21 protein-coding genes, 2 tRNA genes and 4 rRNA genes are annotated in these 26,396 nt (G+C 52.4%); 6 read left to right on the forward strand and 21 right to left on the reverse strand.

Annotated features, from left to right (window positions below; genetic code table 11):
• Window positions 1-126 precede the first annotated feature (126 nt).
• Complete coding sequence (locus HZU75_RS06705) at window positions 127-1,125, reverse strand: succinylglutamate desuccinylase/aspartoacylase family protein (protein WP_180308370.1); 999 nt, start codon at window positions 1,123-1,125, stop codon at window positions 127-129.
• Between the two features lie 130 nt (window positions 1,126-1,255).
• Entirely contained in the window at window positions 1,256-2,167 is a 912-nt protein-coding gene (gene gnd / locus HZU75_RS06710; RefSeq protein ID WP_180308371.1) for a phosphogluconate dehydrogenase (NAD(+)-dependent, decarboxylating), read from the reverse strand.
• A gap of 300 nt (window positions 2,168-2,467) precedes the next feature.
• Between gnd and ubiU the strand changes: the two genes are divergently transcribed.
• From ubiU to ubiT, 3 genes are read left to right on the forward strand one after another with little or no spacing between them, the layout of a single operon-like run.
• Window positions 2,468-3,472 (forward strand): ubiquinone anaerobic biosynthesis protein UbiU, encoded by a 1,005-nt coding sequence (gene ubiU / locus HZU75_RS06715; protein ID WP_180308372.1) that lies wholly within the window; start codon window positions 2,468-2,470, stop codon window positions 3,470-3,472.
• Between the two features lie 2 nt (window positions 3,473-3,474).
• Window positions 3,475-4,353, forward strand: a complete 879-nt coding sequence (locus HZU75_RS06720) for a U32 family peptidase (protein ID WP_180308373.1) — start codon at window positions 3,475-3,477, stop codon at window positions 4,351-4,353.
• Window positions 4,353-4,784: a ubiquinone anaerobic biosynthesis accessory factor UbiT gene (gene ubiT / locus HZU75_RS06725; protein ID WP_180308374.1), complete on the forward strand. Its 432-nt coding sequence runs from the start codon at window positions 4,353-4,355 to the stop codon at window positions 4,782-4,784. The genes HZU75_RS06720 and ubiT overlap by 1 nt, the downstream gene beginning before the upstream one ends.
• 108 nt (window positions 4,785-4,892) lie before the next feature.
• On the opposite strand, the gene rrf (HZU75_RS06730) is transcribed toward ubiT, so the two are convergent.
• From rrf (HZU75_RS06730) to HZU75_RS06780, 11 genes are all read right to left on the reverse strand, one after another.
• Window positions 4,893-5,006: ribosomal RNA gene (gene rrf / locus HZU75_RS06730) — 5S ribosomal RNA — on the reverse strand.
• A 128-nt stretch (window positions 5,007-5,134) separates the two neighbouring features.
• Window positions 5,135-5,248, reverse strand: a 5S ribosomal RNA gene (gene rrf, locus HZU75_RS06735).
• A gap of 132 nt (window positions 5,249-5,380) precedes the next feature.
• Window positions 5,381-8,267, reverse strand: a 23S ribosomal RNA gene (locus HZU75_RS06740).
• A gap of 306 nt (window positions 8,268-8,573) precedes the next feature.
• Window positions 8,574-8,649 (reverse strand) — tRNA-Ala (locus tag HZU75_RS06745).
• Between the two features lie 38 nt (window positions 8,650-8,687).
• Window positions 8,688-8,764: transfer RNA gene (locus tag HZU75_RS06750), tRNA-Ile, on the reverse strand.
• Window positions 8,765-8,869: 105 nt separating this feature from the next.
• Window positions 8,870-10,403: ribosomal RNA gene (locus tag HZU75_RS06755) — 16S ribosomal RNA — on the reverse strand.
• Together the 16S, 23S and 5S rRNA genes with 2 tRNA genes alongside form the textbook arrangement of a ribosomal RNA operon.
• 494 nt (window positions 10,404-10,897) lie before the next feature.
• Window positions 10,898-11,602, reverse strand: coding sequence for a GNAT family N-acetyltransferase (locus HZU75_RS06760; protein ID WP_228028220.1), 705 nt, complete (start codon window positions 11,600-11,602; stop codon window positions 10,898-10,900).
• A gap of 26 nt (window positions 11,603-11,628) precedes the next feature.
• On the reverse strand, window positions 11,629-12,210 hold the full coding sequence (locus HZU75_RS06765) for an FMN-binding negative transcriptional regulator (RefSeq protein WP_180308376.1): 582 nt from the start codon (window positions 12,208-12,210) through the stop codon (window positions 11,629-11,631).
• Window position 12,211: 1 nt separating this feature from the next.
• The gene (locus tag HZU75_RS06770) at window positions 12,212-12,649 is read right to left on the reverse strand and encodes a rhodanese-like domain-containing protein (protein ID WP_180308377.1); all 438 of its coding nucleotides are present in this window, start codon (window positions 12,647-12,649) and stop codon (window positions 12,212-12,214) included.
• A 13-nt stretch (window positions 12,650-12,662) separates the two neighbouring features.
• Window positions 12,663-13,184 (reverse strand): GNAT family N-acetyltransferase, encoded by a 522-nt coding sequence (locus tag HZU75_RS06775; protein ID WP_180308378.1) that lies wholly within the window; start codon window positions 13,182-13,184, stop codon window positions 12,663-12,665.
• Between the two features lie 13 nt (window positions 13,185-13,197).
• Window positions 13,198-13,614 (reverse strand): hypothetical protein, encoded by a 417-nt coding sequence (locus tag HZU75_RS06780; protein ID WP_180308379.1) that lies wholly within the window; start codon window positions 13,612-13,614, stop codon window positions 13,198-13,200.
• Window positions 13,615-13,705: 91 nt separating this feature from the next.
• Here HZU75_RS06780 and pdxR point away from each other — a divergent pair, with 91 nt between their 5' ends.
• On the forward strand, window positions 13,706-15,190 hold the full coding sequence (gene pdxR, locus HZU75_RS06785) for a MocR-like pyridoxine biosynthesis transcription factor PdxR (protein ID WP_180308380.1): 1,485 nt from the start codon (window positions 13,706-13,708) through the stop codon (window positions 15,188-15,190).
• A gap of 53 nt (window positions 15,191-15,243) precedes the next feature.
• On the opposite strand, the gene HZU75_RS06790 is transcribed toward pdxR, so the two are convergent.
• Entirely contained in the window at window positions 15,244-16,785 is a 1,542-nt protein-coding gene (locus tag HZU75_RS06790; RefSeq protein WP_180308381.1) for a carbohydrate-binding protein, read from the reverse strand.
• Window positions 16,786-16,918: 133 nt separating this feature from the next.
• Between HZU75_RS06790 and HZU75_RS06795 the strand changes: the two genes are divergently transcribed.
• Window positions 16,919-17,818, forward strand: coding sequence for a helix-turn-helix transcriptional regulator (locus tag HZU75_RS06795; RefSeq protein ID WP_180308382.1), 900 nt, complete (start codon window positions 16,919-16,921; stop codon window positions 17,816-17,818).
• An 81-nt stretch (window positions 17,819-17,899) separates the two neighbouring features.
• On the opposite strand, the gene eco is transcribed toward HZU75_RS06795, so the two are convergent.
• The 7 genes from eco to modA form a co-directional block, all read right to left on the reverse strand.
• A complete protein-coding gene (eco, locus tag HZU75_RS06800; RefSeq protein WP_180308383.1) occupies window positions 17,900-18,385 on the reverse strand; it encodes a serine protease inhibitor ecotin in 486 nt (161 codons plus the stop codon).
• Window positions 18,386-18,473: 88 nt separating this feature from the next.
• On the reverse strand, window positions 18,474-19,967 hold the full coding sequence (locus HZU75_RS06805) for a sensor domain-containing diguanylate cyclase (RefSeq protein ID WP_228028221.1): 1,494 nt from the start codon (window positions 19,965-19,967) through the stop codon (window positions 18,474-18,476).
• Between the two features lie 160 nt (window positions 19,968-20,127).
• Complete coding sequence (gene modC / locus HZU75_RS06810) at window positions 20,128-21,213, reverse strand: molybdenum ABC transporter ATP-binding protein (RefSeq protein WP_228028222.1); 1,086 nt, start codon at window positions 21,211-21,213, stop codon at window positions 20,128-20,130.
• A gap of 16 nt (window positions 21,214-21,229) precedes the next feature.
• Window positions 21,230-21,874 (reverse strand): hypothetical protein, encoded by a 645-nt coding sequence (locus HZU75_RS06815; protein ID WP_180308384.1) that lies wholly within the window; start codon window positions 21,872-21,874, stop codon window positions 21,230-21,232.
• A gap of 14 nt (window positions 21,875-21,888) precedes the next feature.
• Complete coding sequence (locus HZU75_RS06820; RefSeq protein WP_180308385.1) at window positions 21,889-22,245, reverse strand: DUF2750 domain-containing protein; 357 nt, start codon at window positions 22,243-22,245, stop codon at window positions 21,889-21,891.
• A gap of 18 nt (window positions 22,246-22,263) precedes the next feature.
• The gene (gene modB, locus HZU75_RS06825; protein WP_180308386.1) at window positions 22,264-22,938 is read right to left on the reverse strand and encodes a molybdate ABC transporter permease subunit; all 675 of its coding nucleotides are present in this window, start codon (window positions 22,936-22,938) and stop codon (window positions 22,264-22,266) included.
• A complete protein-coding gene (gene modA / locus HZU75_RS06830; protein WP_180308387.1) occupies window positions 22,938-23,666 on the reverse strand; it encodes a molybdate ABC transporter substrate-binding protein in 729 nt (242 codons plus the stop codon). The genes modB and modA overlap by 1 nt, the downstream gene beginning before the upstream one ends.
• 245 nt (window positions 23,667-23,911) lie before the next feature.
• Here modA and HZU75_RS17740 point away from each other — a divergent pair, with 245 nt between their 5' ends.
• Complete coding sequence (locus HZU75_RS17740; RefSeq protein ID WP_180308388.1) at window positions 23,912-26,359, forward strand: methyl-accepting chemotaxis protein; 2,448 nt, start codon at window positions 23,912-23,914, stop codon at window positions 26,357-26,359.
• Window positions 26,360-26,396 lie beyond the last annotated feature (37 nt).

Here is a 26,396-nt window from a genome sequence, read left to right on the forward strand (position 1 = left end):
ATAGTCAGTTACAGCCCTAGATTATTTCCAATTGAGACTCCAACAAAAAGCCGCTGAATTAATTCAGCGGCTTTAACGTATGTACCCACAAGTCAATCAATACTAGTGTTATCGGGTTATACCCTATTAAGCATAACGAGTAGATTTCATCCCATCGACCAGTCGATCACTGTGCTGCGCAAAGTAGAACCACTCGTTGCCTGGGTTAGCGGCGGGGTTCGGGAACAGGATATAGCCATCGGCGGGCGCGGTCACAGCGCTGCCGTCGGCGCGGTGGCCGATCAGATCACCAGCATGCAGCTTGTCAAAGCTCGCCCACGTTTTCACAAAGGCATCGCCCTGATCATGACGATCAATGACTTGTGTCAGCTTGAGCAATTCAAACTCGGTTTGCACGGCAGGCGCAGGCAAATCAGCCAAGTGCAGCTGGGCGATGGTATTGCGAATGGCTTGGTAGGCCACTTCGGGCGCATCGGCATCCAGATGCTGCCCGCATTCCAAGGTCAGCGAAATACCGCCATGGGCGCGCGTGTATTCGGTGGTACCGACGCCGTAGCTTGGGTCGGTGCTGAGCATTTGCGCGCGCTCGCTGGCATTGCTATGGGCGAGGCGATTTTTTACGCCTTCGGCATAGGTTTCCAGCCAACCTTCCACAATGCGTTTAGGCCCAAGGCGCACGGCGAGTGCTTCTTCTTCGGCGGCGCGAGAAAATGGCGACAATTCACCGTCGTTATTTTCTGGCCCAAGCATAATAAACGGCTCGCCCGGCGGGTTGGTCGTTGAATGCAGATCGAGCAATACATCTTGCTGCTCCAGAATCGGGCACAACATATTGGCAATGCGGTCTTCAAAATCGTGCGGCAGCGCATTGGGGCGCAGATTGCGATTCAAGTTGCGATCGCCATTGCGCTCGTTTTTAGCGTGCGCCAACGGGTTGGTAACTGGAATAAAAGTAATCTGGCCGCGTTGCAGCACTAATTCGCCCGCATCGAGCTCGCGCATGATGCGCTCAATTGCGATCGAGCCACAAATCTCATTGCCATGCACCGCGCCAAGTACCACCAACTTAGGACCAGCCGTCAGGCCGTGATAAACATAAGATTTGAGCATGTGCTGATGATGCATGGCGCGTTTTCCAGAAGAAAATCAAAGAGTCGCAATTATCGCGGTATTACCAAGAAATGGCGAGAATGTGGGCATAAAAAAACGCCATCAATGATGGCGTTTTTGGTTTTCAGCACTTTTTATTCAGCGCTTACTTTTTAGACATGGCGTGACCGCCAAAGGCATTGCGCATCAGCGACAACATTTTCATTGCGTAGTCGTCGTTGCCGCGTGAAGCAAAGCGCGCGTATAGGCTAGTAGCCATCACTGGCGCAGGTACACCTAGCTCAACCGATTCCAGCACTGACCAACGACCTTCACCAGAATCAGGCACGTAGGCGTTCAAGTCGGCCAACTCAACGTCATGCGAGAATGATTCCGCCACCAAGTCAAGCAACCATGAGCGCACGACCGAGCTATGGCGCCAAGTTTCAGCGATTTCAGCCACGTCCAGATCAAATTCTTTCTTCGCTTTCAGCATTGCAAAGCCTTCAGCAAACGCTTGCATCATGCCGTATTCAATACCGTTGTGCAGCATTTTGGTGTAGTGACCAGAGCCCGCAGGGCCGGTGTGTGTCCAGCCGCGGCTTGCGTCTGGTGCCAAAATTTTCATAAATGGCGTCGCGATTTCTGCGGCGTCTTTATCGCCACCAAACATCAAACAATAGCCGTTTTGCAGGCCCCAAACGCCGCCAGAAACGCCAGCATCAACAAACTTGATGTTCAGCTCAGCCAATTCAGCCGCGTGGCGCTGGCTGTCTTTGTACATCGCGTTCGCACCATCAATAATCAAATCACCCGGAGCGAGCAGGGTTTTCATTTCAGCAAACGCAGCTTCAGAAATGTCACCCGATGGCAGCATCAGCCATACCACGCGTGGCGTTGGCAGCGCGGCGATCAGCTCAGGCACAGACGCAAACGCACGGAAGTTGGCTTCTTCTTTAGCCAAACCTTCACGCGTCTCTGCGCTCACGTCAAAGCCAAACACATTGGCTCCGCCGCGTGCGAGACGGCGCGCCATATTGCCGCCCATTTTGCCCAAACCGATCATTGCGATATTCATTGTGTAGTCCCTTCTAGGTGTCCGACCGACGACGGGTAGTCGTGGTGTGCCTGTAGCTAGTAATAATTCGTACCCGTATTTTCTAGCAAGACAGCGCGAACGCCAAGCCGCTTTTGCACTAATTGCCTAATTAATTTACTAAATTTTTGCAAATTACGGTCTTTTTACGCCTCAACTCCTATTCTGCTGCTTTTTGCCTACCTCTAATGCACCAAACTGAGTCATGCAAAACTTGACCTGCATTAAGGCAATGCATAGCCAGTCCACCTAAGCTGCGCTATCTGCAAACTGGGAGCTGCTATGTCTGCGCATTTGCCCGAACTGATTTGCCCTGCCGGTAGCCTGCCCGCGCTTAAAGCCGCGGTTGATCATGGCGCTGACGCTGTTTATCTCGGCTTTAAAAACGCCACCAATGCCCGCAACTTTGCTGGGCTTAATTTCACCGATACACAAATCCGCACTGGCATTGAGTACGCGCAATCACGCGACCGCGAAGTGCTGGTGGCAATCAATACCTACGCACAAGCGGGTCGTGTCAAAGAATGGCACGCAGCGATTGATGCAGCCGCCGATGCCGGCGCCAATGCCGTGATCTTGGCCGACTTGGGCTTGCTTGACTATGCAATGCGCGTGCATCCGCAGCTCAATCGCCATTTGTCGGTGCAAGGCTCGGCGACTAATTTTGAAGCGGTGAATCTGGCGCAAGATTATTTCGGCATCCGTCGCGCAGTCCTGCCGCGCGTACTGACATTACCGCAGGTTGAATACGTCATCAAAAATACCTCAGTTGAGATCGAGGTCTTTGGTTTTGGCAGCTTGTGCGTCATGGCCGAAGGGCGTTGCATTTTATCGAGCTACGCGACGGGTGAATCACCTAATACCCACGGGGTGTGTTCACCTGCAAGCCATGTTCAATGGATCCCACAAGGCGATACCATGGATACACGCCTCAATGGCATCTTAATCGACCATTTTGAAGCAGGCGAACCCGCCGGTTACCCTACGCTGTGCAAAGGGAGGTTTGAAGTTAACAATGCCACCTATTACGCGCTGGAAGAACCCACCAGCCTGAACGCTTTATCTGTGCTACCTGAGCTATTACGCATCGGTGTTCGTGCGATCAAAGTCGAAGGCCGACAACGTAGCCCAGCCTACACCGCCGAAGTCACCAAAACACTGCGTGCCGCGATTGATGCCGCTGGTGATGCACGCTATTCGGTGAAACCCGCGTGGCAGCAAGCGCTGACTAAAGTATCGGAAGGCCATCAGCAAACTCTCGGCGCCTACAGCCGACCTTGGAGATAACGATGCAACTCACTCTTGGCCCATTGCTGTACTACTGGCCGAAACAGCAAGTGCTCGATTTTTATGCCCAAGCGGCCGATTGGCCAGTGGCCAGCATTTATTTAGGTGAAGTCGTTTGCGCACGCCGTCATGAGCTTCGCACCGCTGACTGGCTGGCACTGGGCTCCGAACTAGCGCAAAGTGGTAAGCAGATTATTTACAGCTCGCAAGCAGTGCTGGAGTCGGGCTCGGATTTATCCAGCCTGCGCAAACTAGCCCAAGCAGGTGGCGTATTGGAAGCCAATGATTTGGGCGCGATCCGCATCGCCCGTGAGGCAGGCATCGCCTACGTTGCCGGGCCTCACTTGAATATTTACAACGGCCCCGCGCTCGATTGGCATATCAATGCAGGTGCAACACGCTGGGTTGCCCCACTGGAAGCCAGCGCGAACACCGTGGCCGCCATCCTGAGCGAAAAAACGGCGGAAATTGAAACTGAGATTTTTGCCCACGGCCGGCTGCCGCTAGCCTTTTCTGCCCGCTGCTTTACCGCCCGCCACTTTGACCTGAGCAAAGATGCGTGCGAATTTAAATGCATTGAGCACGCCGATGGTATGCTGCTCAAAACCCGCGAAGGGAAGGAATTCTTGCGGATCAACGGCATTCAAACTCAATCGGCGGCATGCTATGCACTGATCAATGATGTTGCTAAGATGCAAAATATTGATTACCTACGCATTAGCCCACAAGCCGAGTATACGCCGGAGATCATTGATGCATATAGCACTCAGATCAATACCCAGCAACAAAACGCAGATTGGGCGCAGTTCAACCCCGAAGGTCTGGTCAACGGTTACTGGCATGGCCAAGCAGGTATTCAATCCACGCAGGAGGCATTGTGATGAAAATCCCTCAACCCGTGATTCGCGTTTTACAGCTTCTGCCCGAAGTGCCGCCAGCCTTTGGTGTGGTCACGACGCTCAATTTAGTACGCCATCAATTATGGCCAGAAGAGGACTTTAGCTGGCTGGAGGGTCGCACGGTGCGGCTACAAGCCAGCGACATCGGCTGTGGCCTCTCATATAGCTTTCAAAATGGCCGCTTTGTCACTAGCACGCAAACGCCAGATGTGACGTTTGGCGCCACCTTGGCCGACTATTGGATTATCGCCCGCCGGCAGGAAGACCCCGATACGCTGTTTTTCCAGCGTCGCTTAACCATTGCAGGCAATACTGAGCTGGGTTTACAGCTGAAAAATCTGATGGATGCCACCGATTTTTCGCCGCTGTTTGATAAGATCCCGCAACCGATACGACTGCGATTTGGTATTTAATTAATATCTCGTCAGACAAAAGCCCAACTCCAGTGAGTTGGGCTTTTTTCATTCCGCAGATACAGATAGCAAAAGACCCAGCTCATTGAGCTGGGTCTGCATTGGGAAGTTTGGCAATGTCCTACTTTCACACGGGCAATCCGCACTATCATCGGCGCTGAGGCGTTTCACTGTCCTGTTCGGGATGGGAAGGAGTGGGACCACCTCGCTATGGTCACCAAACAAAACTGGTAGGTCTTTTGTGTCCGATTTATTGGCTCACAAAACACGAAATCTGATCAGGTTTTGTTCTTACTAATACTGCAATAAACAAATACCCAGCTCACCGAGCTGGGTATTTGAATAAGGTAGTCTGGCAATGTCCTACTTTCACACGGGCAATCCGCACTATCATCGGCGCTGAGGCGTTTCACTGTCCTGTTCGGGATGGGAAGGAGTGGGACCACCTCGCTATGGTCACCAGACAAAACTGGGTGAGTTAGCTGTACTTGATGCACAACCACTCGAAATCAATAGAAGAAGTAATCTTGTTTCTCTTCACCAAACAATTTCTTTGGGTCAACTGTATCACGTCATATCAACGCGTCTCAGGTTATAGGATCAAGCCTCACGGGCAATTAGTATCGGTTAGCTTAACGCATTACTGCGCTTCCACACCCGACCTATCAACGTCCTGGTCTCGAACGATCCTTTAGAGGTCTTATAGACCTAGGGAAGTCTCATCTTGAGGCTAGTTTCGCGCTTAGATGCTTTCAGCGCTTATCTATTCCCGACTTAGCTACCCGGCAATGCCACTGGCGTGACAACCGGTACACCAGAGGTCAGTCCACTCCGGTCCTCTCGTACTAGGAGCAGCCCCCCTCAAACTTCCAACGCCCACTGCAGATAGGGACCAAACTGTCTCACGACGTTTTGAACCCAGCTCACGTACCACTTTAAATGGCGAACAGCCATACCCTTGGGACCGGCTACAGCCCCAGGATGTGATGAGCCGACATCGAGGTGCCAAACTCCGCCGTCGATGTGAACTCTTGGGCGGAATCAGCCTGTTATCCCCGGAGTACCTTTTATCCGTTGAGCGATGGCCCTTCCATTCAGAACCACCGGATCACTATGTCCTGCTTTCGCACCTGCTCGACTTGTCGGTCTCGCAGTTAAGCCGCCTTTTGCCATTACACTATCAGTACGATGTCCGACCGTACCTAGGCGACCTTCGAGCTCCTCCGTTACAATTTGGGAGGAGACCGCCCCAGTCAAACTGCCTACCATGCACGGTCCCCGATCCAGATAATGGACCTAGGTTAGAACCTCAAAGGGGTCAGGGTGGTATTTCAAGGACGGCTCCACAGAAACTGGCGTTCCTGCTTCAAAGCCTCCCACCTATCCTACACAAACCACTTCAAAGTCCAATGCAAAGCTACAGTAAAGGTTCACGGGGTCTTTCCGTCTAGCAGCGGGGAGATTGCATCTTCACAAACACTTCAACTTCGCTGAGTCTCGGGAGGAGACAGTAGGGCCATCGTTACGCCATTCGTGCGGGTCGGAACTTACCCGACAAGGAATTTCGCTACCTTAGGACCGTTATAGTTACGGCCGCCGTTTACTGGGACTTCAATCAAGAGCTTGCACCCCATCATTTAATCTTCCAGCACCGGGCAGGCGTCACACCGTATACATCCACTTTCGTGTTAGCACAGTGCTGTGTTTTTGATAAACAGTCGCAGCCCTCATTTCTCTGCGGCCTCATTGGGCTCCGGTTGTACACCTTCACCTACTAGAGGCACACCTTCTCCCGAAGTTACGGTGTCAATTTGCCGAGTTCCTTCTCCCGAGTTCTCTCAAGCACCTTAGAATACTCTTCCTACCCACCTGTGTCGGTTTGCGGTACGGTTCGATATTAGCTGAAGCTTAGTGGCTTTTCTTGGAAGCAGGGTATCGCTCACTTCGTCTACAAGTAGACTCGTCATCATGCCTCAGTGTTAAAGTAGCCCGGATTTGCCTAAGCTACACACCTACACACTTAAACCAACTCTTCCAACCGTTGGCTGAGGTAACCTTCTCCGTCCCCACATCGCACTAATACCAAGTACAGGAATATTAACCTGTTTCCCATCGACTACGCATTTCTGCCTCGCCTTAGGGGCCGACTCACCCTGCGCCGATGAACGTTGCGCAGGAAACCTTGGGTTTTCGGTGAGGGGGCTTTTCACCCCCTTTATCGCTACTCATGTCAGCATTCGCACTTCTGATACCTCCAGCATCCTTCTCAAGACACCTTCACAGGCTTACAGAACGCTCCTCTACCATATGTACATCGTACATATCCGCGTCTTCGGTTATCAATTTGAGCCCCGTTACATCTTCCGCGCAGGACGACTCGACCAGTGAGCTATTACGCTTTCTTTAAATGATGGCTGCTTCTAAGCCAACATCCTGGCTGTCTATGCCTTCCCACCTCGTTTTCCACTTAATTGATCATTTGGGACCTTAGACGGCGGTCTGGGTTGTTTCCCTCTTGTCCCAGGACGTTAGCACCCCAGGACTGTCTCCCATGCTCGCACTTGACGGTATTCAGAGTTTGCCATGGTTTGGTAAGTCGCGATGACCCCCTAGCCATAACAGTGCTTTACCCCCGTCAGTGATACATGAGGCACTACCTAAATAGTTTTCGAGGAGAACCAGCTATTTCCAAGTTTGTTTAGCCTTTCACCCCTATCCACAGCTCATCCCCTAACTTTGCAACGTTAGTGGGTTCGGACCTCCAGTGCGTGTTACCGCACCTTCATCCTGGCCATGGATAGATCACTTGGTTTCGGGTCTACGCCCAGCAACTGTGCGCCCTATTCGGACTCGGTTTCCCTACGCCTCCCCTATTTGGTTAAGCTTGCTACTGAACGTAAGTCGCTGACCCATTATACAAAAGGTACGCAGTCACGGAACAAGTCCGCTCCCACTGTTTGTATGCATCCGGTTTCAGGTTCTATTTCACTCCCCTCCCGGGGTTCTTTTCGCCTTTCCCTCACGGTACTGGTTCACTATCGGTCGATGATGAGTATTTAGCCTTGGAGGATGGTCCCCCCATCTTCAAACAGGATTTCTCGTGTCCCGCCCTACTTCTCGTACGCTTAGTACCACAATTGTGCTTTCATATACGGGGCTATCACCCACTATGGCCGGACTTTCCATTCCGTTCTATTAACACGACTGCTATCACGTACAGGCTCTTCCCATTTCGCTCGCCACTACTTTGGGAATCTCGGTTGATTTCTTTTCCTGCGGTTACTTAGATGTTTCAGTTCACCGCGTTCGCTTCACATGACCTATGTATTCAGTCAAGGATGACCCAAAAGGGCCGGGTTTCCCCATTCGGAAATCGTGGGATCAAAGCACTTTGCCAGCTCCCCCACGCTTATCGCAGGCTATCACGTCCTTCGTCGCCTATCATCGCCAAGGCATCCACCAGATGCACTTATTCGCTTGATCCTATAACCTCAAACACGTTTTACCGTGATCTCGGTTTAGAGTATCGGTATTTACGACTTGTTGAATAGTTTCTCAGGCTATTCAACGGCTAGTCTTTCGACTAGCAGATACAATCAACCCAATTTATTTACTGTTCACATCAGTTTTACCTGATGCTCACATTGTTTAATTAGGAGATATTACTTCTTCTATTTTGTTAAAGAACGATACAGATGTCTTGCGACATTCCGATTTAAGAAACCAGAACAAAATCAATTACCCGAATCAAACGATTCGTCAATTGACTGAATTCTGAACTCTTGTGATTGGTGGAGGATGACGGGATCGAACCGACGACCCCCTGCTTGCAAAGCAGGTGCTCTCCCAACTGAGCTAATCCCCCAATCTGGCATTACTAAGCTGTTTCCACTTACAGGTAAGTGGTGGGTCAAGCTGGAATCGAACCAGCGACCCCCGCCTTATCAAGACGGTGCTCTAACCGACTGAGCTACTGACCCAGCTTTCCAACCGAGTAGTGTTCAAGTTCCCTTGAGCACTGTCTCTGTATCTTCAAAATCTACAGCCGATGAGTGTGAGTACTTGACCCGCAGGTCTTTCTCTTGAAAGGAGGTGATCCAGCCGCAGGTTCCCCTACGGCTACCTTGTTACGACTTCACCCCAGTCATGAATCCCACCGTGGTAAGCGGCCTCCTTGCGGTTAGCCTACCTACTTCTGGTGAAACCCACTCCCATGGTGTGACGGGCGGTGTGTACAAGGCCCGGGAACGTATTCACCGCGACATGCTGATCCGCGATTACTAGCGATTCCGACTTCATGCACTCGAGTTGCAGAGTGCAATCCGGACTACGATCGGTTTTGTGAGATTGGCACCCCCTCGCGGGTTAGCGACCCTCTGTACCGACCATTGTATGACGTGTGAAGCCCTGGTCATAAGGGCCATGAGGACTTGACGTCATCCCCACCTTCCTCCGGTTTGTCACCGGCAGTCCCACTAAAGTGCTCAACTGAATGGTAGCAACTAGTGGCAAGGGTTGCGCTCGTTGCGGGACTTAACCCAACATCTCACGACACGAGCTGACGACAGCCATGCAGCACCTGTGTTACGGTTCCCGAAGGCACTCCTCTATCTCTAAAGGATTCCGTACATGTCAAGACCAGGTAAGGTTTTTCGCGTTGCATCGAATTAATCCACATCATCCACCGCTTGTGCGGGCCCCCGTCAATTCCTTTGAGTTTTAGTCTTGCGACCGTACTCCCCAGGCGGTCAACTTCACGCGTTAGCTGCGTTACTAAGCTCCGAAAAGCCCAACAACTAGTTGACATCGTTTAGGGCGTGGACTACCAGGGTATCTAATCCTGTTTGCTCCCCACGCTTTCGTGCATGAGTGTCAGTATCAGCCCAGGGGGTTGCCTTCGCCATCGGTGTTCCTCCACATCTCTACGCATTTCACTGCTACACGTGGAATTCCACCCCCCTCTGCCGTACTCTAGTTAGCCAGTTCACAATGCAATTCCCAAGTTGAGCTCGGGGATTTCACATCGTGCTTAACAAACCACCTGCGCACGCTTTACGCCCAGTAATTCCGATTAACGCTTGGACCCTACGTATTACCGCGGCTGCTGGCACGTAGTTAGCCGGTCCTTATTCTTCAGGTACTCTCAAGAGCGATGGATATTAGCCACCACCTTTTGCTCCCTGACAAAAGCGCTTTACAACCCGAAGGCCTTCTTCACGCACGCGGCATTGCTGGATCAGGCTTGCGCCCATTGTCCAAGATTCCCCACTGCTGCCTCCCGTAGGAGTCTGGACCGTGTCTCAGTTCCAGTGTGGCGGATCGTCCTCTAAGACCCGCTACTGATCGTCGCCTTGGTGAGCCTTTACCTCACCAACTAGCTAATCAGCCATCGGCCGCTCCAATAACAAGAGGTCTTGCGATCCCCCTCTTTCCCCCGTAGGGCGTATGCGGTATTAGCTATCCTTTCGGATAGTTATCCCCCATTACTGGGTACGTTCCGATGTATTACTCACCCGTTCGCCACTCGCCACCAGACCGAAGTCCGTGCTGCCGTTCGACTTGCATGTGTAAAGCATGCCGCCAGCGTTCAATCTGAGCCAGGATCAAACTCTTTCGTTTAATCGCTATGCTATTTTTACTACTTGGCTTGTACTTCAATACTCAAAGAAAGAAACGAGAAAAACTTAAAAAGTTCGTCTTGTTTATTTCCTATCATCTGAGTGCAAGCACTTGTTTCGACTTACGAATCAAGCACTCACACTCATCGGCTGTATATTGTTAAAGATCGTTGCTGGCATCGCTTCGTTTCGTTGCGTCATCAGCAGAGAGGCCGAACTATACCCACCAGCCTGAAACACGTCAACACCTATCGACGAAGAAAAGCGAACAAAGGCGCTAAGTGGTTGATCGGAAAGGAAACGAAAATCGAAGTATTTTGGCAAACAACGCCAAATGCAAACGCACAGCACCAGTGTAGCAACCAACAAAACTCGCAAAAACTCAGAAAAACCGGCCAAAACCGCAGGCAATAAGAAGAAACAACCTGAATCGAACGCTCAAACTGCGCAAAACCCACCCCGAAAAGCACTCAGCCCGCTGGCGCGGGCTGAGTTTTAGCCTTGCTGAGGCATAAATTCGGCTAACTTTCGTTTCTGCTGACCTGCGCTATTGAAATTAGCATCATCCAACCACGCTGCGTAGGCCATTCGCAAAGCTGGCCATTCACTATCTAGAATAGAAAACCATGCCGTATCACGACTGCGACCTTTATTGACCGTCGCATTGCGGAAAATACCTTCGAAGGTAAAACCTAATCGCTCTGCAGCACGTTTGGATGGTGCATTTAGATTATTGCATTTCCATTCATAGCGGCGATAACCTAATTCAAATGCGTATTCCATCATCAGCACCATTGCTGCAGTGGCTAAGCGGGTACGCTGTAGTGCGGGCGAAAAATGCAGCCAGCCCACTTCGATACTGCCGCCACTAGGCATGATCCGCAAATAACTGGCCAGCCCCAACGCTCTGCCGGAGCTAGCATCGATGATGGTGTAATACTGCGGATCGTTTTGCTGTGCACGCTCACGTAGCTCTGCCTCAAATTCGGCCAAGCTCGCATAAGGGCCAGCACTGAAGTATGTCCACATTGCGCCACTGTCGGCACTGAATGCCTGCCAGAGACTAGTCGCGTGTGCCGCGGCATCCAACGGCTCCAGCCGGCAGCCCCAGCCGGTCAACATTTTTGGGATTGGAAAGCGCGCGCCTTTCCAGCTGTCGACTAAGGGGCCCAACGGCTGACCGAATTCATTAATATACATATCGCAATTTCCCTCTCTGCCAACCATCAAACGCTGGCAGTCAAAGCAGCACGCACGCCAGCCTGATTTTCAGCACTTTGATTTTGGCTTTGTTTAAATTTACCGGATTGCTGCAGGATCTGAATTTCGATCCCGACAATTGCCGCCAGCATTTTTTCCAGATAAGGCGCAGGCGCATCGCTGACCTGCCAAGGCATTGTTTGCTGCTGCTCATGCAGCGCCGTAACCTCAGTCAATAGTTGCAACAGCGCCTCGCCCGATTCGAACAGCTTTAACTGGCCGTGAATTTGCACCGCCGAATAATTCCAGGTCGGAACAACTCGCGGATCACGCGCCTTACTAGGGTAAAAACCGGGTGAAATATACTGACTAGGCGATTGAAACAGCACCAGCACCTCAGCGCCCGCCTGTTGCCACAGCGGATTGGCACGCGCTACATGACCACGCAATACACCTAACTCACTACCATCGTCATGCCAATACAATGGGATCAAATTTGCCTCTAGCCCCGCAGCACCAATATGTGTAATAGCGCCCAACGGGAAGTCAGCAATCAGTTGCAACTCGCTCTGGCGATCAACTGACTGAAAATGTTTTGGGGTATACATATCAACACGCGCACTGGATTGATATTTCAGTCAATACCCCAGGTTGCTCCCCTGTAGCCACTGCCAAGCCATCCTGCTGCCACCAATGAATACCACCGATTAGCTCTTTCACCTGAAAACCCAGCTTGGCCATTTTATACGCGCCCCACGTAGAGCCGTTGCAACCAATGCCATCGCAATAGCATATATATACTTTGCTGCGATCGAGCTCACGGGTGCTTTCTTCATTAATGGTGCGATGTGGGAACGAAATCGCCCCCGGAATATGCGCGGCCTGATAGTGCGCAACCGAGCGTGTATCAAGCACCACAATCCCTGACGCGCCTGCGACCAAATCAGCAGCCAAATCAGCGGGATCAGTACGATATTTTAATTGCTCAGTAAAGAAAGCCTCCGCCGCCTGCGGTGTAGCCAAACCGGATGATAAAACTGCGCTCATTTTTTGCTCCTTATCATTTGATTAATTCAGTTGCGCTCGCCCATGCATAGCGTAACGCCTTTACCGCAGAGCCATCGGGGGCGTGCCAGATTTCACTGCCGCACACTTGTCCGCCGAGCCGCTGATAAAAATACTGCCCGGATGTATTGCTCTCATTACAATACAAATAAAGCCCTTGATTGGCATACTCTTCCTGCACACCACTAGCTGCCGTCGCCATCAAGCGCCGACCTAGCCCCAAACCCTGCGCGCCAGCGGCCACATGTAAATTATCGAGATACGAGCCCCACTGCGCATCCTTGGCCAAATACAGGCAGCAAAACCCTAATAGCTGCTTATCGTCACACGCCACCCACACCCGCTGATTTATTGCAGGCGCACTGAAGCGCTGTTGCCAAATCAGGCTGCGCTCCGCGAGAGCCAACTCATCCAGATAATGATCACTTAAAGTACCGCGATACGTTTGCTGCCAGCTTTGCACATGCAGGCGGGCAATGGCGTCGGCATCGTTGGCGCTTGCGAAGCGGATTTGCATGGTCATTCCCTGATCAATGAAAACTTTGTACTGCACACATCACCACCAGCAAACTGCCTGCGGCGCTCATTTTCCCCAGCATGCCCAGCCGACGAAATGTGGCCGCAGTTGGCTGTGGCTGACGCATGGCGTGAACGCCGCATCCAGCACAGAGCACGATCACCCCAACCGCAGCCAACTTGGCGTGCAACCAAGGTGAGCCCTGCACCGCTGGCCACAATGGATACAACAAACACAAACCAGAAGCCATCAACAGCAACAAACCGGCGTACGAAACATAGCGCAAGGTAAACAAGCCAATCGCCATCTCGCGCCGCGCTGCGTCTGCCATCCGCGGCAAGACAAAACCCATGACCAGCAAGGCAAAGCCCGACCCCGCCCCCATCAGCAAGCCAAAAAAGTGCAGCGTTAAGTAAAAATCCCGCATCATTTACATCCGCTCAGCGCGTCTAGTCATGTCTCTACTGTAAGCGCATAATGGTTTTGAACTACAAACCAATTTACGCAAGTAGGCCAGACCAATGTCCGCTATCCCCACGCTATTTGCCAGTCATGCCCAAGCCAACCTCCCCTTGCACGAGCAACTCGTCCGCACTTTGCGGCATGCGATTGTCGACGGCCATTTAGCGCTGGCCAGCCGTTTGCCCGCGACGCGAACGCTGGCCGCCGATTTACAACTTTCACGCAGTACGGTCGAATTAGCGTATGCACGGCTGGAGTCCGAAGGCTATGTGCAGCGCAAAGTCGGCGCGGGCAGCTTTGTTGCAATTGCTGGGCAACGGCAAAGCGCAGCGCAGCGTAAAGCGGCAGCGGGATTATCACAACGCGGGCAGGCGATTGCCGACATGGGCGCGTGCCGCGACTCGGCTAACGCCGTCAGCAATGGTCTATTTTTTACCGGCCAACCCGATAGCTGCGCTTTCCCGCGCGAACTGTGGGGCAGGCTGATGCAGCAACGCTGGAAAAAAGACGGCGAAAAACTGATGCGTTATGGTGATCCGCAAGGCCTGCCCGAGCTACGTGCCGCCATTGCCAGCTACTTGGCGCAATCACGCAATGTGGTGTGCGATGCCAGCCAGATTGTGATTTTGAGCAGCTCACAGCAGGCGATCCAACTCACCGCGCAATTGTTGATCGACACAGGCGATACGGTTTGGCTAGAAGACCCCGGCTATTTGGGGGCACGCAATGCGATGCAAAGTGCTGGCGCGGCGATTTGCCCGATTCCGGTTGATGCCGAAGGCATGCAGATCAATGAACATACTGGTACCAAGTACCCAAAACCAAAGCTAATCTACACAACGCCTTCACACCAATACCCCCTGGGTGTCGCCATGAGCCTGACACGGCGTATGGCGCTACTGGAGCAGGCTGCGGCGATGAAGGCATGGATTATCGAGGACGATTACGATGGTGAATTTCAATACGAGCAGCGCCCACTCCCCTCGCTGCAAGGGCTCGATACTCAAGGCCGCGTGATTTACATGGGGACATTTAGCAAGGTGCTGTTTGGCTCGCTCCGGCTGGCGTATCTGGTGTTACCGCCCGAATTGGTCGCGCCGTTTACGTTGGCGCGCACTGCGTTTGATGGCCATAGCAATCAGTTGATGCAGGCGGTGACGGCGGATTTTATTCATGGCGGCCATTTCGCCAGCCATTTGCGCCAGATGCGTACCTTATATAAAAGCCGCCGCGATTTGCTGATGGCGCAGCTGGCCGAACATTGCCCGCAGCTCACGCCCATCAACACCAGTGGCGGACTGCAATTTGCCGTCTGGTGCCCGGCGGGCTGCGAAGCGAAATGGGCAACCGCTGGGATCGCCCAAGGCCTGCCAATGCGACCATTGAGCAAATTTTATCTGGGCGAGCAGCAAGGTGAGGGGTTTCTAATGGGGTATTCATCGCTAAACAATGATGAAATCAGGCTACAGGCCTATACCCTTGGCAATATTATTAATCAACGCGCCTCAACTCCACTGACTGCGGCAAGAAACACGCCCAAGTAAAAGCGAAAAAGGCGAGCTATCACGCTCGCCTCTGGAAGAATAATTGATCGACGCTATTTGATGTTTTTCACAAAACCCAGCCCTTTGCTGCGCAGATTAGCCACCAGAGCTTCGACCTCGGCCAAGCTCAGTTGCTGATCCTTCAAGTGCAGCACCCAATCGACGTCTTCCTGATATTCACGCAACTCGGTGCTGCGCAAAAAGCCGGAGCGGCCATCGGGCATGGCGGTATTGCTAAACCAAAGCTGGAAGGCGATAAACATTGGATTATCCGGCTGGGCAATCCCGCTGTAGCTTTGCACTAGTTTGCCATCCACGTAGAAACGAATATCGCCATCCGCCACATTCATCACCAAGGTGTGCCAACCGGCAAAACTTTTCACTGTCGACGCGGCTACATGGTTGAGTGGATCATACGCGGCGATTTCATACGTACCCGTCCACATCGTTGGCGAATCAATCCCCCAACCGCCATTAGGCAGGTATTCAAAATCAATCTCGCTGTACGGTTCAGTCCCTTCAAGGTAGCGCGTAATACCAAAGAAGGTTTGAATCACCGAATCGCCATCGGGGCCACGCAGTGGCGCATCGTTAAAGTACATGCGCGCCGCCCAAGTGCCATTGAGGTAAATCGAATCAGAAGTCATCAATTCAACTTGCGAACTGCTGCCTGCCGTAGCGGCATTGCCCACAATCTGATCGCCACTGATGGCGGTGCTGGCTTTTAAACGCATTAGCGTGTTACCAGATTGCTGCGGGTCTGCGACAAAGCTGATGTTATTCGGGCTCCATTGCCCATTACTCAAGCCGGGGCCACCGTTCCAGCTGCGCAACGACCAGCCGTTATTGCCAAGCTGGCTGATCGTGCTGTAGCTGAAGTCGTCAAACAACAAGCCCGTACTCGGAATGGCCGGTGTCGCACTTGGGCTAGGCGTTGGTGTTACAACGGGTGCTGGGCTCGGGCTTACTGTTGGTGTGATCGTTGGCGTCGCGGTAGGCTTGGCCGTTGGGCTCGGGCTAGCGCTTGGGATCGCAGTCGGCGTAGCGCTGGCTAGTGGCGTTGGGGTTGCGCCATCGCAGCGGCCCAGATTTTTCCATGCGCCCCATTGATCATTGGTCGGTGCGGTGTTGCTCCACCATTTGGCTTCGTAATTGACGCCTTGATAGCTCACGCGCTGGCCTGCGGTATAGGCGATACCACTCTGCCATGCGGCCAAACAATTGCCCGTCGCCGGGCTAGTCGCGCTGGGGGTCGCTGTTGGCGCTTGAGTTGGTGCGGCGCTAGGGATAACCGTTGGCTTTGGGCTTGGAACCGTGGTGGGAGCGATCGTCGGCGCCACACTGGGCGCCGGAGTTGCCACCGACCCAGAGCTTGGCCCCAGATCACGCCACAAAGTCGGCGATGCGCTCGGCGTCCAGCCCGCACCGACAAAGGCGGTATGCGTCACTAAGGCCTGATAATCATGGCCCGCGTACGATACGCTGCTACCGGCGACATAGGTCGCACCTTCTTGCCAAGCCGGCGCAGCGGCGTGGGCAATTAATGTGACGCTGGCCAGCAAGCCGGCCAGTAAGAAATTCGTAGTTTGCTGCATGTCTCATTCCATCCTGTTTTGTTTTTTTACCAAGCTTACAAATTTATATTGCTCTTGGGTCTAAATCGTCGCCTAATCGCCAATGTCATAGGCGTCGAAGCAGTAAGACTATGTGAGATCGTTACTGCTGAGAATGTCCGAATCTGCCACGCCATTTGTCTGGATCGCACCTGTCATGTCGATGATTTATCAGGAAATGTTTGATATTGGGCCACAAACTCAGCAAATGAGCGTTGGTGCGCGGGTATATCACCACCCACAGCTCCCGATCTTGGCCGATTACGACATTCTGTTTATGGGGCTATCAGAAGCACGCGGCCAGATGCATGTCGAGCGGATTGGCGCGCCGTTTCATGTACTCATCGTCGGAGTGGAAGGGCAAGGTGAAATTATTGCTGGTGACCAACGCGTGCCCATCGGCCCCAATCAGCTAGCAATTTTGCCTGCTTACAGTCATAGCGGGTTTGAGCGGGTGAGCGAGCTGTGGCGTTGCGCGTGGTTTTTGCTCAATGATGCACCTTGCTGGAATTCATTGGCCGATCAGGCGGTTAGTGTGCGCTCGGTGCCCAATGCGCACAGCCTGTTTTTCGCCATGTACACCTTATGCCATGAAGCACGCTTGCAGGCAGAGAGTTTTAGCGGCGAAGCGTTGGTGTTGGTACTGGATTTACTCAAACGCATGCTAGCCAGCGCAGTCACCAATGAAGACCTCGCCACCCGCTTGCGAGCCTTGTTTAATGGTATTCGCTTTGCACCAGCACAGGCATGGCGAGTCGAGCAACTGGCCGCACAATATGGTGTTAGCGCCGCGCATTTTCATCGACTTTGCTTGAAAAACCTGGGGGCAACGCCGTTACAGTTGATTATCGAACAACGCATGTTGCGTGCGCGCGAATTATTAGCCAGCGGGCGCTATTCAGTCAGCGAGGTTGCTACCGCCGTAGGTTATGAGGAAATCGCCAGTTTTTCACGCCGCTATCGGGCGCATTTCGGCAGCAGTGCAGGCGAAGTGCGCAAAAAAATCTTGGCATAACTTGATTGGCGGCTAGCAAGATAGCGCGTAATAAACAACGGGGCAAATGCCCCGTTTTTTTGAACCCATCTCGCGTAAGACTTACGGCTGCTTAGCAATCGTCGCTTGCTCAGGGGCACTCCAAATTTTATAGCGAAGCTCTAGCTGATTCGGCACATAAACTACGAGCGGCAATTTCGGGTTGTAGCGAATCAAATCATCGTCACCGGAGTACACCGGCACAAATTTTTTGCGCGTGGAGCCCGGAGGGCAGGCCATCATGGTGCTAGGGCCTGGGCCAACCTTTTCAACCACCCAGTAGTTGTAACCCCAACCTTCTGCCGTTTTTTCTTCAATGTCGCCGCGCAAGCTGCGGGTGTTGCAGTCGGCATTCATTACTTGCCCAGGAATGAGTTGCACTCGATAAAGCTCGGGATTTTTCACTTTTGGCAATTGAATCACAACGCGCTGATAACCCTCTTCAGCAGGTGGAAATGCCTTCATCGGATCAGCTTCGGCCATCACTGCAGCAGAAGTCAAAGCAGCAACGGCTGCTGCGCAAAGGGTGATTTTTTGTACTGTTTTCATACACTATGCTCCTTGCCAGTCATGTCGACAGCATAAGCGGTTTCGTCTTGCTACCCTAGTGACTATTCACGCCATTTCACGCCAAGTATTACTCTGGCTTACGTTGATGCACGACTTGATTACGCCCGGTGGTTTTGGCCTGATACAGCAAATCGTCCAAACGCTGGAAAAAATCAGCCGAGCTTTCCTGCTCTTGCCACTGGGTAACTCCCACACTAATGGTTATGCCCGTCTGGCGCGGCAATTGAAACGGATGTTGCTCTACCGTCTGACGCAATTTTTCAGCCAATTCGACTGCATTATCCAGATCACAATCATCCAGAATCAGGATAAATTCTTCCCCTCCCCAGCGGGCCACTACATCACTGGCGCGCGATTGATGTCGCAATAACTGCGCGAACTCCTGCAATACGGCATCCCCTTGCGCGTGACCAAACTGATCATTGATTTGTTTGAACCAGTCGATATCCATAAATACCCCGGAAATCGCTCTGGGGCGGCGCGCTAATTCATTCAGTTTTTGCTGCAATACCACCTCAAAAGCTTGGCGGTTAGGCAGCTGAGTCAGCGCATCTGTACTGGCCAATTGCTCCAATTGGCACTGAGTGCGATTAATACTGTAAAGCGCCACCGCGAGTACCAGCAAAGTGATCAGCGCAGAAATAGCCAGATTGATCAGCAAAATACGCTGCACCGGGCGCAGGATCTCGGTTTCATTTTGCTCCACAATCAAATACCAACCCAGCTCAGGGATAAACCGTGAGTTAAGCTGAATTTCCTGACCGTTGAGCTGATAGCTCAGCTGGGTGGGCTTGGTATCCTGATTGATAATCTGGGCGGCCACCTGATTTAAGCCCAAATGGTCACGAATCGAGCCCCGCAACTGTGTCTTTTGTGCCGTGAGCACCACCTCGCCCCGCGGGTTCACAAAATAGATTCGGCGCCCAAAGCGTTGCTCGTAACTTTTGAGTAGTTGCGCCATGGTGTCTAAGGTCACGCCAACCCCGATCGCACCAATAAATTGCCCTTGGAAATCGAGCACCTGATGATTAATAAAAATGGTCATCCGGTCACGATGCGCCATATCGGCATCAACATTGGTTTCAAATGGCGTTTTCATCGCGCGCACACGGAAAAACCACGCATCGCGCACATCGCTTTCACGCACTTCTTTCAAAACTCCGCCGGGATGGTAGTAGCGGTGAGTTTTATCGGACACCAAAAAACTAGTGAAGGTGCCATTCTTTTCTTTCACCTCAGTGAGATAGCGAACGATCTGGCTGGTATCTTGCTCCCCCTTGAGCATCCAATCGCGCACGAAAGTATCGTGCGCCATTTGGGATGAAATAAACACGGGGCGCAGCATGTCTTTCTGAATTTCGGAATAGATATTATCGCCCGTCATCGGGAGCGCATTTTTTACAATGCCATGATGGATTTCATCGCGGGAAACCCAATAGCTGGCCAAACTGGTGGTCAAAAAACCCAGCACCAGCAGGCTTGCGACCAATATCAATAAATGCAAACGCTCGGAAAATACTTTCACACCCACCCCAAATTTAGACAGATTCGCTTCAGACATGAATTATCCGTAGCTCGCGCCGCCTTGCCTAGCTAAGTCACTGTAATGTAATACTTAATGAGACAATCAGATACGAATCGCCAATAGGGTATATGCGTTGGGGATAATTTGGTATTGTCCTATAGCGCAATACCAACGCGGGTATCTGCACGCTCTGCAGCTACAACAAGGCTACCGCCTTCACTTGCGCCCACACGGTCTGCCCCACCGCCAATTGCAGCCGCGCTTGCGACAAAGCGGTAATTTGCGCCATCAACGTCACACCATGCACCGACATTTGCACCAATACATGCGCCGGATGCGTCGTCGGCAATAGTGCTGTGATCTGTGCGGGTAGACGATTCACAATACTGCTGTGCGCTTCATCCGTAGTCGCGATGCTGATATCGCGCGCCATAATCCTCAGCCGCTGAGCTTGGCCCAGCTGATGCTGTTTGTTTGGCACCCATAGCTCACCACCGCTACCATCACACCCAAAGGCCAAGCGGGTCAGATGAAAATCGGCATTGAGCTCAACGACGCGGGTATCCAGAATCGTCGAGCGCTCCTCAGCAAACTGCACTGGCAAATCCGGTCGAGCCAGCGTGCTGGCCAGATCGCCCTGCGCAATCACCCGCCCGGCGCTCATCAGCACCAGATAGTCAGCCAGCTGGCTGACTTCATCCATGGCGTGAGTAACATACACCATCGGGATATTTAACTCACGATTGAGTTGCGCCAGATACGGCAACAACTCGGCCTTGCGCGGCGCATCGAGTGCCGCCAGCGGCTCATCAAGCAGCAATAGCGTCGGGGACGCCAGCAAGGCACGCGCAATCGCCACCCTTTGCTGCTCACCACCCGATAACTGTGCCGGTTTACGCGGCAACAGCGCCGCAATACCCAGCAAATCCAGCGCCTGCTCATAACGCACGCGCCGCTGTGACTCTGGCGTGCGTTGAAGCCCAAATTGCAAATTTTGTGCAACCGATAAATGCGCAAACAAACTCGGCTGCTGAAACACCATGCCAACGCCGCGCAAATGCGACGGCACAAAAGTCACCTCGTCCTGCCACAGCTCACCCGCGATATTCACCACGCCGCGCACCTGCGGCGCTAGCCCCGCAATCGCGCGCAACACCGTCGTTTTGCCACAGCCCGAAGGGCCGAACAGTACCGACACGCCGCGAACAGGTAGATCGAGATTCACTGCCAGTGTGAAATCATCGAATTTAGCCGCCAATTGGATTTTATTTTCGCCGCTCAAACCTCTAACCCCAAGATCAATCATTCGCTTGCATTGCACGACATGCGTTTGAAACCGGCTCACGTTGATGCTGCTGGATTATTTGCCTCACTCTCGTGTCCAAGCCGCTCAAAACAAGTCGGCGACCATCCTGAAAATACAAAGTTTGAAACACCGCGCCGCGATTACTGGTTGAACGCTCAATGCAACGCACCTGCTTTAGTGGATAAACTTCTGGACGCAAGGAATACCAAGATTGCTCAACAATTTTGTCATTCACTAAAACGGTGTACTGACGCAAGCCAGGGGCCGCAATCAACAATGCGACAACGATTAATTTCCACAGAGAATTCAACATTCTCGCATTGAGCTTTTTCCTGCGTGCTTGGCGCAGTACTAAATCACGTTTGGGCAGCGCTTGCCACTCGCTCCAATAGCTCGAAGGCACTGATAACAGTACAAAGTTCAGCAGAAATGCAGAAAACAATAAGAATGGCGATTGATTAATAACTCCGTTTCCCGTTAGATGCAGATAAACGCTTTGTTCGTAGGGTATAAACAACATCTCGCTTAGACTGCGAAAGCCTTCAATCAACCCCCATGAAGAAGCGAAGAAAACAACCACAATAAGTAGTAAATAAATCGCTATCTTCATCGCTTCTGACTTAACAAGGAGTGACATTCGTGCCGATTGGTTTACTGCTGAACTGCCTGCTCAACACTGGCTTTTAGCTCACTCGGCGTCACATCTACCGACACCGCCGTAATCGACGACCAGTTCACGCCCGCCAGCAAGCCATCGCGCTCCATACCGGGCAGCATTTGCTGCGTGAAAACGTCCCACGCAATTGCCACCGGTTCAAAACCTTTGAAAGACGGCACGTTGGCGATTTCTTCTGCAGCGCGCGCTTTACTCGACCAGAACGGCATCGCGCGTTTGCCTTTGCCGCCGATGGGTGCGGGGAAACCGACGTCGTCTTTGATGCTCCAGATGGTTTGGGTTTGCGCGACTTCGCGGTAAAAATTGGCCACTTCGATTTCAACAGTACTCATTGCTTTGTTCCAAATGAATTAAATGGTTCGCACTGGCTTATTCAAAATATGCAGTGCAAGTAACACGATAAAACTAAATACCAGCATCGTCAGCGCCAGGGCATGCGCTTGGGTGTATTGCAGCGCTTCGACATGATCATAAATTTGCACCGACACCACCCGCGTTTCGTGCGGGATATTCCCACCGATCATCAACACCACACCAAATTCGCCGACGGTGTGCGCAAAGCTCATCACGGCGGCGGTGATGATACCGGGTCTGGCCAGCGGCAACACCACACTAAAAAACGTATCGCGCGGCGAGGCGCGCAAGGTGGCCGCCACTTCGAGCGGTCGCTCGCCGATGGCGGCAAAGGCCTGCTGCAGGGGCTGTACCGCAAATGGCAATGAATAAATCATCGAGGCCAGCACCAGCCCCCAGAAGGTAAATGGCAGCAAGCCTAGCCCCAACGCTTGGGTAAGCTGCCCCAGACTACCCTGTGGCCCCAGCGTAATCAGTAAATAAAAGCCAATCACCGTGGGTGGCAGCACCAGCGGCAAGGTGACCACCGCACCAATCACTTTGGCCCACCAGCCGTGACTACGCGCCAGCCACCACGCCAACGGCGTGGCGAACATCAGCAAGATGACCGTGGTAGTGGCGGCCAGCTTGATGGTTAGATGAATCGCAGCGAAATCGTCAGCACTGAGCATTATTGGTAGCCGTAGCGGCGAATGATGCGCTGGGCCGGCGCGGATTTGAGGTATTGCAAAAAGGCCGTCGCCGCCGCATTGCCCTGCCCCACATTGAGCAACACCGCATCTTGTCGAATCGGCTGATGGTATTGAGCCGGAATCAGCCAACCATTTCCCATCGTAAATTGCCCATCACGCATCACCAGCGAAGCGGCAATCAGGCCATATTGGGCATTGCCAGTGGCAACAAACTGCTGCGCCTGCGCGATATTTTCGCCATACACCAGCTTGTTTTTTAATCGATCGTGCAAGCCTTGCGACTGCAGATATTCCAGCGCCGCGCGGCCATAGGGCGCGACACTCGGGTTGGCGAGCGCCAGCTTATTAAAAGCATTGGTTTTCAACGTATTTTCATCGGGGGTATTGCTCACTGAACTCCACAAAACAAGATGTCCGGTTGCATACGTAAACAGGGTATCTTTTCGAGCCAGACCAGCTGCTACCAATTTTGCTGGCGCCTCATCATCGGCGGACAGAAACACTTCGAACGGCGCGCCATTACTGATTTGTGCAAACAGTTTGCCCGTTGCACCACTCGAAATCTGCAAGCGATGACCGGTTTGCTGCTGAAATTCGCTCGCCAATTGCTGTAGTGGCGCAACAAAATTACTCGCTACCGCTATTTTTACCTCGCCCGCATGGGCCACAGCACTGAACCCCAGCGCTAACAGCAAACCCCGTAACATCTGCAGCCCTCCAGCCAAAACCCTAGTTTACTGCATGCAATCCACTGAGCAACGGAACTTAAGGGGTGGTGGCAACGCAGCATTCAATTTTTGTTGCACCGCTCATCCGAATGCCAGTATGCCAAACAAATATGGGTTCCATTTGGATTGGCCATAAGCTATCACCAAGATTACCAAATAGCTTCGCCGATAGTAAGACACAATGAGCGGGGCACTTTAAAAGACATACGACCAAGGTGACCACTATGCAGCTTTCAATCAAGTCTCGTTTGATATACACCATCGCATTTCTGGCTTTACTGCTGATCGTAATCGGTGGGCTAGGTATTCATAGCCTAGGCACTAGCAATGAATCACTGAAAACCGTGTATGAAGACCGCGTGGTCCCACTGCAGCAGCTTAAATTAATCGCAGACGATTACGCGGTGAGTGTGATTGATGCCGTCAACAAAGCCAACGCCGGGCTAGTAGATGCCGAGCCGACGTTGGTCAAAGTCAATGCCGCCAGCAAGGAAATCGATGCGCAGTGGAAAAAATACATGAGCACCACCCTAACCCCCGAAGAGGCCAAGCTTGCTAAAGAGGCCGAACTACTATTTGGCCATGCCAATGAAGATGTTCGCGCTTTAACTCGCTTTCTAGAGGGTAAACATGGCAATCTGAAGGGCCAGTTGAGTCAGTTTGATGGCCCGCTTTACACCAGCATTGATCCGATTGGCGACAAAATCAACGAGTTGATTAATTTGCAACTGAGTGTAGCAAAAGCTGAATTTATCGCTTCGCAAGCCACCTTCACTCAGGTGCGAAATTTAGCATTCGGTTTGATAGGGCTTGGGCTCGTGCTAGCGGCACTATCGGGCTATTTATTGATTCGCGCGATTTCGCTACCGCTATCGCGTGCGGTTAGCGTCGCCAAAAATATCGCTAATGGCCAGTTGGATAATCAAATTGCCATTCACAGCCAAGATGAAACCGGGCAATTAATGTTAGCCATGCAACAGATGCAAACCTCGATTTGCAGCTTTGTCTCCGCCCAACAAGTGATGGCGCAACAGCACAGCGCAGGCACCATGAGCGCACGACTCGACTCCAGCCAATACCCCGGTACATTTGGTGACATGGCCGAGCAAGTGAATCAATTGGTAGCGGGTCATATTGAAGTCATCGAGCAGACGATTGACGTTATTGCCCAATACTCGCAAGGCAATTTCACCCCGGACATGCCGGAGCTGCCAGGCGAGAAAGCCCAGATTACCCAATCTATTGCTGAGGTAAAACGAGCGTTATTGGCGATTAGCGGCGATATTCAGCGTCTGGCTGAAGCTGGCGCTAACGGTGATTTCAGCCCGCGCTGTGATGCCAGCCAGTACCGCTATATGTTTAAAGCCATGTTGGAAGATTTGAATCAGCTGATTGTGACCTGTGATATCGGTTTTAATGATGTGCTGCGAGTATCCGAAGCTTTGGCGCGTGGAGATCTTAACGAAACCATCAGCAAGGATTACCCCGGTTTGTTTGGGCGCACTAAAACCGGAGTCAATGCAACCGTTGCGGCTTTAACCAAAATCATCGGCGAAGTTGATCAAATGGTCAGCGCGGCTGCATTGCACGGCGATCTGGGTGTGCGGTTAGGGCTCAATGACAAACAGGGTTTTTCACGCAAGCTGGCCGAACAGCTAAACCAGCTATCCAGTGTGACCGAAACGGGGCTACGCGATGTGATGCGCGTGTCCAGCGCATTGGCTGATGGCGATCTCACCCAAACTATTACGCAGCAATATCCCGGTTTATTTGGCGAAACCAGTCAGGCGGTCAATACCACGGTGGCCAACCTGCAGCATTTAGTGGGTGAGATTCAGCAATCGGGCATCACCATCTCCCACGCTTCCAGCGAAATTGCGCAAGGAAACGCCGACTTGTCGCGCCGGACGGAAGCGCAGGCCGCCAATCTGGAAGAAACCGCGGCCAGCACCGAGGAGCTAACCGGCACGGTGCGCCAAAATGCAGAAAACGCCAAGGAAGCCAACGATTTGGCGCAATCCTCCGCCGATATCACCAAGGAAGGCGGCATTATGGTGCGCAAAGTGGTCGATACCATGAGCGCGATTCAGGAAGCCTCGCGCAAAATTGTCGACATTATCAGCGTCATTGATGGCATTGCGTTTCAAACCAATATTCTGGCACTTAATGCCGCAGTAGAAGCCGCCCGAGCAGGCGAACAAGGGCGTGGCTTTGCCGTGGTTGCCTCAGAAGTACGCAATCTGGCGCAACGTTCAGCCGTCGCCGCCAAGGAAATTAAAGTGCTGATTAATGACTCGGTTACACAGGTGGAGCATGGTAGCCAGCAAGTACATCAAGCTGGCGACACCATGAGCAAAGTTGAAAATAGTATTGAACGGGTACGCATATTAATTAGCGAAATTGCCCATGCATCGGTAGAGCAAAGCGCTGGCATTGCTCAGGTCAATCAGGCCGTGACTCAAATGGATGAAGTGACCCAGCAAAATGCCGCGCTGGTAGAGCAAGCTGCTGCAGCCGCCGAATCGTTGCAAGAACAAGCTCGCTCACTCTCGGATGCAGTGAGCGTATTTAAACTGAGTCATGCCGCCCCAACGAGCGTCCAAGCCGTACTCAGCCGTGCCAGTCAACCCGATAACGCTAGTGATATAAAAGCTGCACTCGCACTCGCTTGATTATGAGGGGCTTCACAACTAGGTAAGCCAGATCACT

The organism is Chitinibacter fontanus (assembly GCF_013423785.1).
GTDB classification, from domain to species: domain Bacteria; phylum Pseudomonadota; class Gammaproteobacteria; order Burkholderiales; family Chitinibacteraceae; genus Chitinibacter; species Chitinibacter fontanus.

Excerpts from the sequence above, each read along its gene's own strand:
- HZU75_RS06705 (WP_180308370.1), bottom strand. The coding sequence starts at position 1,125 with ATGCATCATCAGCACATGCTCAAATCTTATGTTTATCACGGCCTGACG.
- gnd (WP_180308371.1), bottom strand. The coding sequence starts at position 2,167 with ATGAATATCGCAATGATCGGTTTGGGCAAAATGGGCGGCAATATGGCG.
- ubiU (WP_180308372.1), top strand. The coding sequence starts at position 2,468 with ATGTCTGCGCATTTGCCCGAACTGATTTGCCCTGCCGGTAGCCTGCCC.
- HZU75_RS06720 (WP_180308373.1), top strand. The coding sequence starts at position 3,475 with ATGCAACTCACTCTTGGCCCATTGCTGTACTACTGGCCGAAACAGCAA.
- ubiT (WP_180308374.1), top strand. The coding sequence starts at position 4,353 with ATGAAAATCCCTCAACCCGTGATTCGCGTTTTACAGCTTCTGCCCGAA.
- HZU75_RS06760 (WP_228028220.1), bottom strand. The coding sequence starts at position 11,602 with ATGTATATTAATGAATTCGGTCAGCCGTTGGGCCCCTTAGTCGACAGC.
- HZU75_RS06765 (WP_180308376.1), bottom strand. The coding sequence starts at position 12,210 with ATGTATACCCCAAAACATTTTCAGTCAGTTGATCGCCAGAGCGAGTTG.
- HZU75_RS06770 (WP_180308377.1), bottom strand. The coding sequence starts at position 12,649 with ATGAGCGCAGTTTTATCATCCGGTTTGGCTACACCGCAGGCGGCGGAG.
- HZU75_RS06775 (WP_180308378.1), bottom strand. The coding sequence starts at position 13,184 with ATGCAAATCCGCTTCGCAAGCGCCAACGATGCCGACGCCATTGCCCGC.
- HZU75_RS06780 (WP_180308379.1), bottom strand. The coding sequence starts at position 13,614 with ATGATGCGGGATTTTTACTTAACGCTGCACTTTTTTGGCTTGCTGATG.
- pdxR (WP_180308380.1), top strand. The coding sequence starts at position 13,706 with ATGTCCGCTATCCCCACGCTATTTGCCAGTCATGCCCAAGCCAACCTC.
- HZU75_RS06790 (WP_180308381.1), bottom strand. The coding sequence starts at position 16,785 with ATGCAGCAAACTACGAATTTCTTACTGGCCGGCTTGCTGGCCAGCGTC.
- HZU75_RS06795 (WP_180308382.1), top strand. The coding sequence starts at position 16,919 with ATGTCCGAATCTGCCACGCCATTTGTCTGGATCGCACCTGTCATGTCG.
- eco (WP_180308383.1), bottom strand. The coding sequence starts at position 18,385 with ATGAAAACAGTACAAAAAATCACCCTTTGCGCAGCAGCCGTTGCTGCT.
- HZU75_RS06805 (WP_228028221.1), bottom strand. The coding sequence starts at position 19,967 with ATGTCTGAAGCGAATCTGTCTAAATTTGGGGTGGGTGTGAAAGTATTT.
- HZU75_RS06815 (WP_180308384.1), bottom strand. The coding sequence starts at position 21,874 with ATGTCACTCCTTGTTAAGTCAGAAGCGATGAAGATAGCGATTTATTTA.
- HZU75_RS06820 (WP_180308385.1), bottom strand. The coding sequence starts at position 22,245 with ATGAGTACTGTTGAAATCGAAGTGGCCAATTTTTACCGCGAAGTCGCG.
- modB (WP_180308386.1), bottom strand. The coding sequence starts at position 22,938 with ATGCTCAGTGCTGACGATTTCGCTGCGATTCATCTAACCATCAAGCTG.
- modA (WP_180308387.1), bottom strand. The coding sequence starts at position 23,666 with ATGTTACGGGGTTTGCTGTTAGCGCTGGGGTTCAGTGCTGTGGCCCAT.
- HZU75_RS17740 (WP_180308388.1), top strand. The coding sequence starts at position 23,912 with ATGCAGCTTTCAATCAAGTCTCGTTTGATATACACCATCGCATTTCTG.